Origin of the sequence: Microbacterium sp. (assembly GCF_032084865.1) — a bacterium.
In the GTDB taxonomy this organism is placed as follows: Bacteria; Actinomycetota; Actinomycetes; order Actinomycetales; family Microbacteriaceae; genus Microbacterium.
Genome location: NZ_DAMDLU010000063.1, coordinates 1 through 15,444 on the forward strand (window position 1 = coordinate 1; position 15,444 = coordinate 15,444).

Below are 15,444 nucleotides of genomic sequence, written 5' to 3' on the forward strand. Positions count from 1 at the left end.
GTGCCGGGGCCGACGGCGCCGGCGGGGCGTACCGCGCGTGGCCGGCGAGCAGCGTCGGGAACCGGCCTGAGGGCTGCGCGGGCGAGGGTCGTCCTCCAAAGCTCATGGGCAAAGCCTAGAGGCCGCCTCTGCCGCGGTCCGCATCGCGACGGGTAGCGTAGAGGCATGCGTTTCGCCCATCTGAGCGCTCGTGATTCCGAGGCTCTGCAGCTCGCCGTCATCGACGGCGCGGAGGCCACCCTCGTCAGCGACCTCCTCTCCCCCGCTCCCTCGACCCTGCAGCAGCTGATCGAGGGCGGTGACGAGCTGCTCGAGCGGCTGCGCGCCGCGCACGCCTCCGGCACCGCACAGCGGCATCCGGTGGCGGATCTACGCTTCGGCCCCGCCGTCGTCGCGCCCCCGGTGATCCTGGCGGTGGGTCTGAACTACGCCGCGCACTCGAGCGAACTGGGGCTCAAGACCGACACCGCGCCGACCGTCTTCACCCTGTGGCCCAACTCGCTCGGGGCGCACGACGACACCGCCACCTGGCCGCGCGAGCTGAGCGAATCCGTCGACTACGAAGCGGAACTCGGTGTGATCATCGGCCGCGCCGCGAAGGACGTCACCGCTGACGAGGCGCTCGACACGGTGTGGGGGTACACGGTCGTCAACGACATCACGGCGCGCGACATCCAGTTCGCTGAGGCACAGTGGTCCCGCTGCAAGTCGTTCGACGGCTTCACCCCGACCGGTCCGGTGGTCGTCACGGCTGACGAGATCGCCGACCCGCAGGACCTGCACATCTGGGCCGTCGTCGACGGGCAGACGGTGCAGGACGCCAGCACCGGGCAGATGGTGCGCAGCGTCGCCACCCTGATCGCACACCTCTCATCGTCGGCGACCCTGCTGCCGGGAACCCTGATCTCCACCGGCAGCCCGGGTGGCGCCGGCTACTCGCGCGATCCGCAGATCTTCCTGCGCGACGGGTCGACGGTCACGGTGGGTATCGACGGCATCGGGGAGCTCACGACGCACTGCCGCACGCTCGGCTGATCGGCGTCCGTTCAGACGACAGAAGAGGCGGATGCCCCGGGGCATCCGCCTCTTTCGTCTCTGCGCCTACGCCTCCGGGAGGTCTTCCGCGGCGATCACGGGGATCGCCGCGGTCACTGTCTCCAGCCCCGACAGGCGCGCCGGCGAGATCTGCTTCATGACCTCGTCACGCGACATGAGCCCCGCCTCGACGACGAGATCGGCCACGTTGCGGTTGGTGAGCAGCGCGGTCTTGGCCAGCGCCGCGGAGGCCGCGTAGCCGATGAACGGGGTCAGCGCGGTGACGACGCCGACCGAGGCGCCGACCATCGCGCCGAGGCGCTCGCGGTTCGCGGTGATCCCGTCGACGCAGTTGACCCGCAGCGTCCACATCGCCTGACGCATCCACGTGATCGACTGGAAGATCGAGTGCGCGATGACCGGTTCGAAGGCGTTGAGCTGCAGCTGGCCGCCCTCGACCGCCATCGTCACCGTGACATCCGCGCCGGCGACCGCGAAAGCGACCTGGTTGACGGCCTCGGGGATGACGGGGTTGACCTTGCCCGGCATGATGCTGGAGCCGGCCTGCATGGCCGGCAGATTGATCTCGCCGATGCCCGCCTGCGGACCCGACGAGAGCAGACGCAGGTCGTTGCAGATCTTCGAGAGCTTGATCGCGTTGCGCTTCAGCGACGACGAGAACGACATGAAGGCGCCGGTGTCGCTGGTGGCCTCGACGAGGTCGGTCGCCGTGCTGAGGTCGAGTCCGCTGATCTCGCGCAGGTGCTTCAGAACCGTAGGCGCGTAGTCGGGGTGGGTCGTGATGCCGGTGCCGATGGCGGTGGCGCCCATGTTGATCTCGGTCAGCAGCGAGGCGTTCTCGGTGAGGCGGCTGTGGTCCTCGCCGAGAGTCGTCGCGAAGCCGTGGAACTCCTGACCGAGAGTCATCGGCACGGCGTCCTGCAGCTGAGTGCGTCCGACCTTGAGCACGTCGTGGAACTCGTTCGCCTTGCCGAGGAACGACTTGCGCAGCAGGTCGAGCTCGTCGAGAAGTGAGACGAGGTTCAGCGAGAGGCCGATCTTGACGGCGGTCGGGTAGACGTCGTTGGTGGACTGGCTGCGGTTGGTGTGATCGATAGGCGAGAGGAAGGCGTAGTCGCCCTTCTCACGGCCCGCCATCTCGAGCGCGATGTTCGTGATGACCTCATTGGCGTTCATGTTGGTCGAGGTGCCGGCCCCGCCCTGGATGACGCCGACGATGAACTGGTCGTGGAACTCGCCGTCGATGACGCGCTGCGAGGCCGCGTCGATCAGGTCGGCCTTCTCGGCGTCGAGGACCCCGATCTCCTTGTTGGCTCGCGCGCTGGCCTGCTTGACCATCGCGAGGCCGCGCACCAGGTCGGGGTACACCGAGATCGGGCGCTTGGTGATGGGGAAGTTCTGCTCGGCGCGCAGCGTGTGGACGCCGTAGTAGGCGTCGCCCGGGATCTCGATGCTGCCGATCGAATCGGTCTCTGTGCGGTCAACAACAGGCTCAGACGAGGCCATGTCACATCCTTGTGGGTAGTGGCGATCAGGGATTCGGGGGATGCCTTCAGTCTACGACGCTTCAGCGCGAGGGCTTGCGGGAGAACGCCTCGAGTCGCTGTTGCGGGGTGAGGGATGCCATGCGCTCGGCCCACTCGCGCGTGAAGTGCTCTCCGGCGGGCGCATCGACGACCGGCACCACGGTGTGCGTGATCGTGTCGGGGTAGACGTGCACGAGCTGGAACGACTGCGCGGCATCCATCCCGTTGACCTCGACGGCGGGACGGGCGACGTTCATCGTGTAGCAGGTGGCCGAGGCCACGCTCACCGGGATCCCCGCGAACAGTCCGTGCGAGGAGTGGTGCAGATGGCCGGCCAGGATGGCGCGCACGTCACTCCCCCGCAGCACGTCGGCGAGTTCGTCCTGGTGACGCAGCTCAAGGATGCCGAACAGCGGGATGTGGCTGGGCAGCGGCGGGTGGTGCATCGCCAGGATCGTGCCGTGCGGTGCATCCTCGCTCAGCACGTCGCGCAGCCAGTCGAGCTGGGTCGTGTCGAGGTCGCCGTGGTGCCAGCCGGGAACGCTCGTGTCCAGAGCGATCAGTCTTAGCCCGCCGAGGTCCCAGACCCCGGTGACCGGCTGCTCGGTGGGCTCGAGATCGAGCAGGTGCTGCCGCAGCGCCGGGCGCTCGTCGTGGTTGCCCGCCACCCAGGCGACCGGGCAGTCCAGGTCGGCCGCGAGCGGTTCCACCGCGCCCCGGAGGCGGCGGTACGCGTCTGGCTCCCCCAGATCGGCGAGATCGCCGGTGACGACGATCGCCGCAGGAACGGTGCCCGTGGCTCGGATGGCGTCGAGCGTGCGTTCGAGGGTGCCCTCGACGTCGAACCGGCCTCCCAGCCGGGCTCCGCCCGCGAGCAGGTGCGGATCGCTGATGTGCACGATGACGTGCGACGCCGGCGCATGGCTGCCGAACGCGAACGAGGCTGACATGACTCCCAGCCTAGAACCGCCCTCTCAGGCGGATGACTGTCAGTGTCCGACGACGATGATCAGGATGCCGCCGACGACCGCCGCGCCGCACACAAGGAAGCAGCCGATCGCGGCTGCGAACGCGAGCATCTTCTGGCCCTCGCTCAGCGGGCTCTTGCGAGCGGCCTTGGCCGCCTGCTTCGCCGCGTGCCTGATCTCCTTCTCGGTGAGCACGGTGATGGCATCCGTGAACTCCGCCGGCGAGACCACCGGAACCCGCCCGGCGCGCACGAGCATCCGCAGGCCCAGCGCGTAGAACAGCACGATCGTCCCGGCACCCAGCAGGGCCGCGATGAACACGCTGATGAAGGCGCCCCAGTCGATGCTCATCGTGCGTCCTCCTGCTCATCCACGGCGATGTCCCACTCGGCGAGCTTGGCGCGCACCTTGCGGCTGGCGATCGCGCTCTCCCACTCCTGCGCGGCCTTCTCGGCGGTGGCGAACTTCAGCGCGGCCTTCTCGGCGGCGCGCTTCGCCGTCTTGATCTCGGCCGGCGACGCGCCCGCCTTCTTCAGCTTCTTCGCGCGACGCGCGGCGCGTTCCGCCTCGTCGGCCTTCCGCTCGGCGCGTTCGAGAGCGCGCACGAGCTCCATGCGGCTGGCGCGGCGGGTGGGAGCAGGCACCTCGGGGTGGTCGACCGCGTGGCCGGACTCGGCCACATCGCTCATGGCGTTCGCGGAGGTGACGGCGTTGCGACGCGAGTACAGGAACAGACCCACGATGATCACCAGCGCCAGCACCGCGTCGATCGCGACGCCCCAGTTGCCGAACCAGATCACCAGAAGGGCGGCGAGGGCGCCGACGCCGCCCGCCGCGGGAAGCGTGAGCAGCCAGCCGATCGCGATCCGGCCGGCAGTCGCCCAGCGCACGGAGGCCCCCCGTCGGCCGAGGCCCGAGCCGATGACCGAACCCGAGGCGACCTGCGTCGTCGAGAGCGCGAACCCGAGGGCGCTGGAGGCGAGGATGGTCGCCGCTGTGGAGCTCTCGGCGGCGAAGCCCTGCGCGGGCTTGACTTCGGTGAGGCCCTTACCGAGAGTGCGGATGATCCGCCAGCCGCCGAGGTAGGTGCCCAGGGCGATGGTGAACGCACAGGCGACGATCACCCAGAACTCGGGGTTGTGGTAGTCCGAGCTGTTGGGATCACCCGTCTGCCACCCGATCGTGATCAGGGCCAGGGTGATCACGCCCATCGTCTTCTGCGCATCGTTGGTTCCGTGCGACAGCGCCACCAGCGAGGAGGTGAAGATCTGGCCCCAGCGGAACCCGGAGCGGCCGTCCGGCTTGCCGTCGTACCGGCGCGTGACGCCGTAGGCGACCTTCGTCGCGATGAACGCGATGATGCCGGCGGTGAGCGGGGCGATCAGGGCCGGGAGGATGATCTTCGACAGCACCATCCCGAAATCGATGCCCGTGGCGCCGACGCCGACCAGTGTCGCGCCGATGAGACCACCGAACAGCGCGTGCGAGGAGCTGGAGGGAAGACCCAGCAGCCACGTCAGCATGTTCCAGGTGATCGCGCCGATGAGCCCCGCGAAGATGAGCGGCAGGAAGATCTGCGCCCCCATCTGGCTGATCGCGTCTTCGCGGATGATGCCGCCGGAGACGGTCTTCGCGACCTCGGTCGAGAGGAAGGCGCCGACGAGGTTGAGCGCCGCAGCGAGAAGCACCGCCGTCTTCGGCTTCAGCGCGCCGGTGGCGATGGGGGTGGCCATCGCGTTGGCGGTGTCGTGGAATCCGTTGGTGAAGTCGAAGAAGAGCGCCAGCGCGATGACCAGCACGACGATGAGGGCTGCGGTTTCCACCGGTCTCTTTCGTTGGGACTGCCAGGGAGGGGCCGAGAGATCGGCTTGTGACGAACGAAGAGTTCACCGTGGGTTTGCCCTCCGTTAGAGGACCCGCATGAATCCTCCCACCCTGCTCGGTCGCGGTCAACTCGCCGGGTAGCGTGGCAGGGTGACCGATTCTCGCATCCAGCCGCCCGCACCGGCCCGCCGCATCACCACGCGCTCCCACCACGGCGACCAGTTCGACGACGCCTACGAGTGGCTCCGCGCCAAAGACGATCCGGAGGTCATCGCGCACCTGGAGGCGGAGAACGCCTACACAGAGGCGCGAACCGCTCACCTCGCGGGGCTCCGCGAGACGCTGTTCGAGGAGGTCCGTTCACGGGTGCAGGAGACCGACCTGTCGGTGCCCACCCGACGCGGCGACTGGTGGTTCTACAGCCGCACCGAGGAGGGCGCTCAGTACGGCATCCACTGCCGCACCGCCGCGCACGGCGACGACTGGACTCCCCCGGTGCTCGAGCCGGGCGTGCCGGTGCCGGGCGAGGAGGTGCTGCTCGACGGGAACGTCGAGGCTGCGGGGCTCGAGTTCTTCTCGCTCGGCGCTTTCGACGCGTCTGATGACGGCACGCGACTGCTCTGGTCTGTGGATGCCGAGGGCTCGGAGCTGTACACCGTGCACGTGCGCGACCTGGTATCCGGGGAGATGCTCGACGACGTGATCCCGAACACCGGACAGGCGTTCTTCACACCCGACGGTGCGTCGATCCTCTACACGACACGCGACGAGGCGTGGCGGCCCGACACTCTGTGGCTGCACCGCATCGGGACCCCGCTCGACGCCGACGTGAAGCTGTTCCACGAGCCGGATGAGCGTTTCTGGATGGGTGCCGGCATCACCCGCAGCCGGCGGTACCTGATGATCGGACTCGGCTCGAAGATCACCAGCGAGGAGCTGCTCATCGACCTCGCCGACCTGAGCTCCGACCCGCTGAACGTCGAGCCGCAGGTCGTGTGGCCGCGCCGGGACGGCGTGGAGTACTCCGTCGATCACGCGGTGGTCGACGGCGAGGACCGGCTGCTGATCCTGCACAACGACGACGCCCTCGACTTCGAGCTCGTCTCGGTGGCGGCATCCGACCCTCGGGGTGAGCGGCAGGTGCTTCTTGCGCACCGCCAGGGACGACGGATCATCGATGTCGACTGCTTCCGGGACTTCGCGACCGTCGAGTACCGCAGCGACGGACTGGTGCGCTCAGCGATCATGGATCCCGCGACGGGCGCGCTCGACGACGTCGACTTCGACGAGCCGCTGTTCGACGCCTACTTCAGCGGCAACCCCGAATGGCATGCGCCGTTCCTGCGGATGACGTACACCTCGTTCATCACGCCGTCGCAGGTGCTCGACCTCGACATCGCGACCGGCGAGAAGCACCTGCGCAAGCAGATGGCGGTGCTCGGCGGGTACGACCCCGCCGACTACGGACAGCAGCGGGTGTGGGCCACGGCCGCCGACGGCGCCCAGGTGCCGATCTCGCTGGTGTGGAAGCGCTCGTTCGGCGATCCCGGTGCTGAGCCGCGCGCGCTGCACCTGTACGGCTACGGCTCGTACGAGCACTCGATCGATCCCGGCTTCTCGACCATGCGCCTGTCGATGCTCGACCGCGGTGTGATCTTCGCGGTCGCGCACGTGCGCGGCGGCGGCGAGATGGGCCGCCACTGGTACGAGCAGGGCAAGGAGCTGCACAAGCGCAACACGTTCACCGACTTCGTCGCGTGCGCGCAGCACCTCATCGGCACCGGTGTGACCGCCCCCGAGCGGCTCGTCGCCGAGGGCGGCAGCGCGGGCGGCCTGCTCATGGGCGCCGTCGCCAACCTCGCCCCTGAGCTGTTCTCCGGGATCCTCGCCGGGGTGCCCTTCGTCGACGCGCTCACCTCGATCCTCGACCCCTCGCTGCCGCTCACCGTGGTCGAGTGGGACGAGTGGGGCGACCCGCTGCACGATGCCGAGGTGTACGCGTACATGAAGTCGTACACGCCGTACGAGAACATCCGCGACGGTGCGGACTACCCGCGGATCCTGGCGATGACATCGCTCAACGACACCCGCGTGCTGTACGTCGAGCCGGCGAAGTGGGTCGCGGCGCTGCGGTACGCCGGGGCACGGGACGTGATGATGAAGTGCGAGATGTCCGCCGGACACGGCGGCGTCAGCGGACGCTACAACGCCTGGCGCGAGCGCGCGTTCGAGCTCGCCTGGATGCTGGACGTCCTCGGCCTGGCCGAGTGACCCGGTATCCCGGGCCACCAGCGGCGATCCGATATCAGCCGAACAGCGCGGCCGCTTCGTCGTAGCGGCTGCGCGGCACGGTGTTCAGCTCGCCCAGCGCCTCGTCGAAGGGCACCCGCACGATCTCGGTGCCGCGCATCGCGACCATCTGGCCCCACGCGCCCTCGACCAGGGCGTCGGCGGCGTGCAGGCCGAGGCGCGTCGCGAGGACCCGGTCGAAACCTGACGGCGATCCGCCGCGCTGGATGTGGCCCAGCACGGTGGAGCGCGTCTCGATGCCGGTGATCCGCTCGATCTCCGGAGCGAGGATCTCGCTGATGCCGCCCAGGCGCGGGCGGTTGAAGGCATCGAGGCCCTTGTCGCTGTACGCCTCGTCCATGCCTTTGAGGGTGAACCCCTCCGAGACGACGACGAGCGGCGCGCGGCCGCGGGCGGCGGCGCTGCTGACCAGAGAGCAGATCTCGTCCATGGACATGGGCACTTCCGGGATGCAGATGACGTGCGCGCCCGCCGCCATCCCGGCGTGCAGGGCGATCCAGCCCACGTGCCGTCCCATGACCTCGGCGACCATGCAGCGCTGATGCGAGTCGCCCGTCGTGCGCAGCCGGTCCATCGCGTCGGTGGCGATGTTCACCGCGGTGTCGAAGCCGAACGAGTAGTCGGTCGCACGGAGGTCGTTGTCGATCGTCTTGGGCACGCCGAGCACGTTGATGCCGTCCTTCGCCAGACGGTCCGCCGCCGCGAGCGTGCCCTCGCCGCCGATCGCCACGATTCCGTCGATCCGGTGCCCGTACAGGGTCTTGGCGATGTTCTCGGCTCCCCCGCGCGCGCCCTCGTAGGGGTTGGTGCGGCTCGTGCCGAGAATCGTGCCGCCGACCTTCGACAGTCCCTTCACCTCGTGGCGGGTGAGCGGGAAGAAGTCCCCGTCGACGGCGCCTCGCCAGCCGTCGCGGATGCCGACGAACTCGAGGTCGTAGGCGGTGGTGCCCTTGAGCACGATTCCGCGGATGACCGCGTTGAGTCCGGGGCAGTCGCCGCCGCTGGTCAGGATGCCGATCTTCATGCTGCCGCCTTCGTGCGTCGGGGGGAAAGGGTGAAGAGGCGACACTGCCCGTTGTCGACCCTAGCGCCCCTCGGACTCGAAAAGCCATTCCACGTGCGCGAAAACGAACGATCTTGCCGAGAGCATCTCCGTGTTGCGATGTTCTTGGCCGAACCGCGCCGGTATACGCGAGAGCGGACGCCAAGAATGCAGATTCTTAACGCCCGCGTTCGGGTGCGCATCACTGCGCGCCGAGAGCCTCCCGCAGCAGGTGCATCAGCGCAGCCATCTGCACCGACTCGCCCGGTTCATCGGCGACGGCTTCACCGTCGAGTGCGCGGGCGGCGAGACCCTGCTTCTGATCGATGAGCTCGGCGATCTTCGTGTCGAGGGTGTGCGCGGCGATGATGCGCCACGCGGTGACCGGCTCGTCCTGACCGATGCGGTGCACGCGGTCGATCGCCTGCGTCTGCTCGGCCGCCGTCCAGCTCAGCTCGGCCAGCACGACGTTCGACGCGACCTGCAGGTTCACGCCGACCCCCGCTGCGGTGAGCGAGCACACCGCCACGCCCACCTGCGGGTCGGTGTTGAACGCGTCGATCGCCTGCTGGCGAGCGGCGGTCGTCTGGTCGCCGCGGATCGACACCGACGTGATCCCGGCTGCGGCGAAGTGCGCCTCGGCCTGATCCATCACGTCGACGTGCTTCGCGAAGAACACCACCTTCTCGACCGACCGCTGCAGCTGAGCGGCGTAGTCGGCGGCGAGCAGGGCCTTGGCCTGGCCGATCTTGCGCACCATGGTGAAGACGTTGTCACCGCCCGCACCGGCGGCCCTCGACTCCTCGAGCTCGTTGTGGGCGACGAGACGCACGATGTCGTCATCGATCCCCTTCGACAGGCCCGGTGACCCACCGGCCGATGCACCGTGCGCAGCCGAGCGCGCTTCGACGATACGGCGGTACTTGGCCGCCATCCGCTCGCCCAGCTCCCGCTCCGCCGCCCGGATGCCGCGGCCGAACTCATCGTCGAGCTGCACCGGCAGATCCGCGATGAGCTTGTCGGGCAGGTCGGCGGCGACGTCCTTCTTCTTCCGCCGCACGATGCCCATCGAGATGACCGCCTCGCGGGCCTCGGCGTAGAAGGACTTGTCCGCCGGCGTCAGCCCGGTCGCATCCAGCTTCTCCATCAGCTCCGGCTCGGGCTTCTCGCCGTTCGTCCAGCCGAGGAAGCGCCAGATCGCGTCGAAGTCCTCGACGTCGTTGATCAGCGGGGTGCCCGTCAGGGCCAGCATCAGCGGGTTGCGCACGTGGTCGCGGATGCGTCCCGCAAGGGCCAGCACGTTCTGCGATCGCTGCGACGACAGGTTCTTGATGAAGTGCGCCTCATCGACGACCATGCCCTGCAGGCCGATCGAGCCGAGCCACGACAGGTGCCGGTCGAGGATCTCGTAGTTGACGATGAACACGTCGGCGAACGCGTCGATGTCGGCGCCGTCACCCTGGATCACTGCGGCGCGGCGCTGCGGCGTCCATCGCTCGACCTCACGCGCCCAGTTCATCTTGACCACGTTGGGCACGACGACGAGCAGAGGGTAGGCGTTCGCGACCGAGGCGGCGAGCACCGACTGCGCGGTCTTGCCCAGGCCGGGCTCGTCAGCGAGCAGGAAGCTGCGGTGACCGGAGCGCACCGCCTCGACGAAGCGCGACTGGTGCACCATGACCTCGCGCCCCTTGGGCGAGATGTGGTCGTATTCGGGCATCGGGGGCAGCTCCATCGTGGCCGGTCCCCCGCCGGCTCCCGACTCGAATGCCTTGTACAGCGGACCCATCAGCTCCCACCCGTCGAGCCGGCGGCGGGGCACTGCGGCGCGCCGGGGGGTCAGGTCGGGCGCGAGGAACGGCGACGCCAGCAGGCGCGACTCGACCGAGGGCGGGGTGACCTGCTTCTCCGCGAGAGCGGCCGGTACCACCGGGGTCTGCACGATCGGTGCGATGTCGGTGATCACGAGCTCTTCGGGGGCGAGCTCGGCGCCCGACTCGAGCAGCCAGTCACGACGCATCCGCTTCGCGACGGGCGAGGTGGCCTGATCCGCCTCGAGCAGCTGGATCAGCGACGTGTCGCGCGCGGCCGTCTTGGCGAGGATCGTGGCCACGCCGTCGAGCCGCTTGAGCAGCTCGGCCCGTGCGGCGTCGGTCAGCTCGCCGTCGGCTTTCACCCTGGCGCGCTCCTCGCGAACCAGGAATGCGATCACCTGGAACTTCACGCGGTTGGTCGGGCCCAGCTTGGCCCGCTGCGCCTTCGCCTCGATCTCGCGCACCTTGCGCGCGAGGATCGGGATCAGCGGGGCCTCTTCGTCTCGACGGGACGTCTTCTTTCGCCGCGGGGCGGCGGTCGCCGTGCTCGGCATGCTCCTCCTGAGCGTGAGTACCGGTCATCCGGCGAGGCCGGACGATGCTCTCCGTGAGCGGCTCCGATGAGGCGACCGCGAGAATGCGGAGTGCGAGGGGTGGGTGCGGACCTTGTCAGAAACGCCGATGCCAGAACCCTCGACGACAGTCTACGCCATGCCTGAGGTCATCCCCAGAGCCGAGCGACCATGTCGTCGGCGTACCCGGCCATCTCGACATTGATCCACTTCGTCGAGAGCCATGCGTTGGCCCGGAAGACATGGATCTCTCCGATCACACCGGGCATCTCCCCCTCGAACCTCTCCTCGACGAGGCAGCGCGTCTGCTTCGCATCGCCGTCGACGACGTCGCAGGTCATCCCGTCGGCACGATACGCATCGAGCAGATCCTCCGACTGCTCTGCGCCGACGAGCGCGATCGTCGTCGCGATGCCCACCTCCGACGCGACACCCCAGGTGCAGCGCAGATGCGCGAGATCCTCGAGCATCTGCGCCCCCACGGCCAGGTCGGTGGAGGGCATGGTGAGTGTCGGGTCGTCCGGGGGAAGCTGCGCGGCGATGAGGCGCTCGCGCATCGACGCGCTGAAGGCGTCGTCACACGCCGCGGGAAGCACTATCGATTCGTCGGCCGGTGCGCCCGTCGGCGAGGGCGGAGCCGCAGGTGTGCTCGTGCTCGCAGCACCGGGGCGCTCGGTCGGCGTGGGGTCCGGCACGCCCGGCGCGCAGGCGGTGACCGTGAAGGCGATGATCGCAGCGCCGACGATCGCGAGAGGCACACGGCGTGTCATGGCTCGATCGTACGCCGCCGGCTTCCCGCACCGCGAGAGCCGGCGGGCGCACCCTCGTAACGATTCAGCCCTGATTCGAGAGGCGATTCCGGGCGACCGTCACGTCGTCCGCCATCTGCGCGATGAGGGCGTCCATCCCCTCGAAGGCCACCATGCCGCGCAGGTGGTCGGTGAACTCGACCGTCACGCGATGGCCGTACAGATCGAGTCCGGTCTCGTCGAGCACGTGCGCCTCCACCTGGCGCCGCTCGACGTCGTCGAACGTCGGGTTGGTGCCCACCGAGATCGCAGCCGGATGCCGGATGCCCGTCACGTGGTCCTCCAGCCAGCCGGCGTACACGCCGTCGGCGGGCGCGAGGGCGTCGATCGTCTCCGACAGGTTGGCGGTGGGGAACCCCAGCTCACGGCCGCGCTTGAGGCCGTGCACGACCTCGCCGCTCACCGTGACCGGCCGGCCGAGCACGGTGGCCGCCTGAGCGACGTCACCGGCGGCGAGCAGCTCGCGCACCCATGTCGACGACACCCTGCGGCCGCCGCCCTCAGGTGTAACGTCGTCGATGACGTCGACGGCGAAGCCGTGCTGCGCTCCCAGCCTGCGCAGCAGGTCGGCGTCTCCTGCACCTCCGCGGCCGAAGCGGAAGTCCCGCCCGACGAGGATCATGGCCGCGTGCAGCGAGTCGACGAGGATGCCGCGCACGAAGTCCTCTGCGGGCAGGGATGCCAGTGCGCGGTCGAACGTGAGCACCAGAGTGGCGTCCAGGTCGAACTGGCTGAGGAGTTCGATCTTGCGCTCGGTGGCGACGACGTTCTCGGGGCACAGTTCGGGGCGCAGCACCTCGAGGGGGTTGCGGTCGAAGGTGACGGCGACGGTGCGCGCTCCGATCGCACGGGCATCCGCACGCATCCGCTCGATCACCGCTCGATGACCGACGTGCACGCCGTCGAACTTGCCGATCGCGACGACAGACCGGCCGAAGTCGGCCGGCACCTCTGCGGGATCGCGGAAGACGATCATGCCGCCTCCCCCTCCGGGCGGTGGGTGCGCAGCCACCACAGGCCGAACACGGGCAGCATGAGCGGGATGAAGACGTACCCCATGCCGAAGTACGACCAGACGCTGTCGTGCCCGAACAGCGCCGGCGCGAGCAGGCTGAGTGCGCCGACCACGATCACCCCGGTCAGCTCGAAGACGATCGCGACCCACGCGACCGTGTACCAGCCGCGACGGTGCGCGAGCACGAGCGCCAGCGTGGCGAGTATGTACACGGCGGCGGCGAGCACCGAGAGGCTGTACGCCAGCGGCGCCTCGTCGAAGCGGCGGACCACCTGGACGAAGCTGCGGCCGGTGGCCGCCAGTGCCATCACGGCGTAGACGATGACGAGAACTCGGCCGATGCCCGTCATCCGGGCGCGCGAAACGGTGTGGGACATTGCGTCGTCCATCTTACGCGCGTCGATGACACGGCCCGACGGCGTCACGCGACCTGGAGCGTCCAGATCGCGTGCATGCGCCACAGCATGATCGCCAGCGACAGGCCGATGACGCCGAGGATGACTGTGCTCCACCGCGTGCGGTCGATCAGCGCCCACGCCGCACCGCCGACGGGCAGCAGAACCGCCGAGACGAGGTAGACCCAGAACTCGAGCAGGTCCCCCGTGGGCGGGTTGCCGGCCAGTGGAGCGATGATCGCGATGACCACCTGGGCGATCAGCAGCACCTCGACGAGCAGCAGGCTGCCGACGGTCCAGTCGCTCGGTCGCCGTCCGGCGAGTCCGGCGATGATGCAGAACAGCCCGGCGGTGCATGCGACGGCGATCTGCGTCAGGGTGAACCACAGGATCATCGCTGCACCTCCGGCATGTTCATGGCGCTCTTGATGTCCTTCCCCCGGGCCTCGACGACGCCCACGAGCAGTCCTTCGGGGTCGACCACCGCGACCTCCGCTGCCGCCAGCCGCCCGGCGCCGCCATGCAGGCGTTTGCCGTGGCGCAGATCCTTCGCCTCGCCTGCTGTCACCTGCAGCACCGGCATGGTGCGCTCGGCAGCCTCAGCGGGTGTCAGCAGCGTCGCGGCGGCGAGCTCGTCGATGCCGACGGAGTCGGCGATGTCGAAGCCGCCTACACGGGTGCGCCGGAGGGCGGTGAGATGACCGCCGACGCCGAGCGCCGCACCCAGATCCCGGGCGAGGGCTCGGATGTAGGTTCCCGACGAGCAGTCCACCACCACGTCCACGTCGATGACGCCGTCCGCGCGCGCCGTGTCGAGCACGTCGAACCGCGTGACGATGACCTGCCGGGCCGCGAGCTCGACCTCCTCGCCCGCTCGCACGCGGTCGTATGCGCGCCGTCCGTCGACCTTGATCGCCGAGACCGAGCTCGGCACCTGCGAGATCGCGCCGGTGAGAGCGGCGATGCCCGCGGCGATGCCGTCGTCGGTCACGGCGTCGACGACTCCGGACCCGGCCCTCTCGACGGTCTCGCCCTCGGCGTCGTCCGTGGTGGTTCGCACCCCGAGCCGGATCGTCGCGGTGTAGGTCTTGTCGGCGCCGACGATGTAGGTGAGCAGCCGGGTCGCCCCCTCGACGCCGATCACCAGCAGCCCGGTCGCCATGGGGTCGAGGGTTCCGGCGTGCCCGACCTTGCGGGTTCCGAGAGCACGTCTGGTGCGGGCGACGACGTCGTGGCTGGTCAGCCCGCCGGGTTTGTCGACGAGCAGGATGCCGGGTGAGACCATCCCTCAAGCCTAGAGCGTGCGCGTCGGGCCGCCGGTGCGGCCGACCGGGATGCCGCCCGCCTAGGCTGGTCGGATGTCCGTGCCCTCATCGACGTCTGCCGCCGTGTGGCACGGCGATCTGCTCGACTGGTACGGGGCGACGGCGCGCGACCTCCCCTGGCGTCGCGCGGAGTTCGCGGCGGACTACGGCGCCTGGGGCACCCTCGTCAGCGAGTTCATGCTGCAGCAGACGCCGGTCAGTCGGGTCATCCCCCACCTGGACGCGTGGCTGCGCCGCTGGCCCACGCCGTCCGCGATGTCGAGTGCCACTCCGGCCGAGGTCGTGCATCAGTGGGCGAACCTCGGCTATCCGCGGCGCGCTCTGTGGCTGCACCGGGCGGCGATCGAGATCGTCGATCGGCACGACGGCATCGTGCCGCGCGACGTGCCCGCGCTGCTCGCCCTCTCCGGGATCGGCGAGTACACCGCACGCGCAGTCGCGGTCTTCCACTACGGCGACCGGCATCCCGTCGTCGACACGAACACGCGGCGCGTGATCGCCAGGGCCGTCGACGGCCGGTCGCAGCCCGACCCGCCGGCGAAGCGGGATCTCACGCGGATGGCCGAGCTGCTCCCCGACGATGTCGCGGGATCGGCGATCTTCAACGCCGCCATGATGGAGCTCGGCGCCGTCGTCTGCACGGCGCGCGCGCCGAAGTGCGGGGCGTGCCCTCTGGCATCCGGATGCGCGTGGCTGAGCGCAGGGCGACCCGACACGGGCGACACGCGTCGCCGGCAGGCGCGCTTCGAGGGCTCGGATCGTCAGGCGCGCGGAGCCGTGCTCCGCGC

14 protein-coding genes are annotated in these 15,444 nt (G+C 69.4%); 3 read left to right on the plus strand and 11 right to left on the minus strand.

The features are described from left to right. The first annotated feature begins 165 nt into the window (after window positions 1–165). The gene (locus tag RT309_RS08270; protein ID WP_313356388.1) at window positions 166–1,035 is read left to right on the plus strand and encodes a fumarylacetoacetate hydrolase family protein; all 870 of its coding nucleotides are present in this window, start codon (window positions 166–168) and stop codon (window positions 1,033–1,035) included. A gap of 66 nt (window positions 1,036–1,101) precedes the next feature. Here RT309_RS08270 and RT309_RS08275 read toward each other — a convergent pair whose 3' ends face one another. The 4 genes from RT309_RS08275 to RT309_RS08290 all read right to left on the minus strand — a co-directional run bounded on the left by RT309_RS08275 (window position 1,102) and on the right by RT309_RS08290 (window position 5,373). Next, entirely contained in the window at window positions 1,102–2,562 is a 1,461-nt protein-coding gene (locus tag RT309_RS08275) for an aspartate ammonia-lyase (protein WP_313356389.1), read from the minus strand. Window positions 2,563–2,623: 61 nt separating this feature from the next. Continuing rightward, a complete protein-coding gene (locus RT309_RS08280; protein ID WP_313356390.1) occupies window positions 2,624–3,532 on the minus strand; it encodes a phosphodiesterase in 909 nt (302 codons plus the stop codon). A gap of 39 nt (window positions 3,533–3,571) precedes the next feature. Then, window positions 3,572–3,901, minus strand: a complete 330-nt coding sequence (locus tag RT309_RS08285; protein WP_313356392.1) for a peptidase — start codon at window positions 3,899–3,901, stop codon at window positions 3,572–3,574. Further along, complete coding sequence (locus RT309_RS08290; RefSeq protein WP_313356393.1) at window positions 3,898–5,373, minus strand: inorganic phosphate transporter; 1,476 nt, start codon at window positions 5,371–5,373, stop codon at window positions 3,898–3,900. The genes RT309_RS08285 and RT309_RS08290 overlap by 4 nt, the downstream gene beginning before the upstream one ends. A 151-nt stretch (window positions 5,374–5,524) precedes the next feature. On the opposite strand from RT309_RS08290, the gene RT309_RS08295 reads away from it, so the two are divergent. Continuing rightward, window positions 5,525–7,645 carry a S9 family peptidase gene (locus RT309_RS08295; RefSeq protein ID WP_313356394.1) on the plus strand — a complete coding sequence of 707 codons (2,121 nt, stop codon included), beginning with the start codon at window positions 5,525–5,527 and terminating at the stop codon, window positions 7,643–7,645. Window positions 7,646–7,679: 34 nt separating this feature from the next. On the opposite strand, the gene RT309_RS08300 is transcribed toward RT309_RS08295, so the two are convergent. From RT309_RS08300 to truB, 7 genes are all read right to left on the minus strand, one after another. Continuing rightward, complete coding sequence (locus RT309_RS08300) at window positions 7,680–8,708, minus strand: ATP-dependent 6-phosphofructokinase (protein ID WP_313356396.1); 1,029 nt, start codon at window positions 8,706–8,708, stop codon at window positions 7,680–7,682. A gap of 220 nt (window positions 8,709–8,928) precedes the next feature. Continuing rightward, window positions 8,929–11,094, minus strand: coding sequence for a DEAD/DEAH box helicase (locus tag RT309_RS08305; protein ID WP_313356397.1), 2,166 nt, complete (start codon window positions 11,092–11,094; stop codon window positions 8,929–8,931). 167 nt (window positions 11,095–11,261) lie between these two features. Next, window positions 11,262–11,882, minus strand: coding sequence for a hypothetical protein (locus RT309_RS08310; RefSeq protein ID WP_313356398.1), 621 nt, complete (start codon window positions 11,880–11,882; stop codon window positions 11,262–11,264). A 64-nt stretch (window positions 11,883–11,946) separates the two neighbouring features. Next, window positions 11,947–12,897, minus strand: coding sequence for a bifunctional riboflavin kinase/FAD synthetase (locus RT309_RS08315; protein WP_313356400.1), 951 nt, complete (start codon window positions 12,895–12,897; stop codon window positions 11,947–11,949). After that, complete coding sequence (locus RT309_RS08320) at window positions 12,894–13,286, minus strand: hypothetical protein (protein WP_313356408.1); 393 nt, start codon at window positions 13,284–13,286, stop codon at window positions 12,894–12,896. Before RT309_RS08320 ends, RT309_RS08315 begins: the two co-directional genes overlap by 4 nt. 71 nt (window positions 13,287–13,357) lie before the next feature. After that, window positions 13,358–13,726: a hypothetical protein gene (locus RT309_RS08325; protein ID WP_313356402.1), complete on the minus strand. Its 369-nt coding sequence runs from the start codon at window positions 13,724–13,726 to the stop codon at window positions 13,358–13,360. After that, window positions 13,723–14,616, minus strand: coding sequence for a tRNA pseudouridine(55) synthase TruB (gene truB, locus RT309_RS08330; protein ID WP_313356404.1), 894 nt, complete (start codon window positions 14,614–14,616; stop codon window positions 13,723–13,725). The genes RT309_RS08325 and truB overlap by 4 nt, the downstream gene beginning before the upstream one ends. A 73-nt stretch (window positions 14,617–14,689) precedes the next feature. Here truB and RT309_RS08335 point away from each other — a divergent pair. Then, the coding region (locus RT309_RS08335; RefSeq protein WP_313356406.1) for an A/G-specific adenine glycosylase at window positions 14,690–15,444 on the plus strand (755 nt) is incomplete at its 3' end.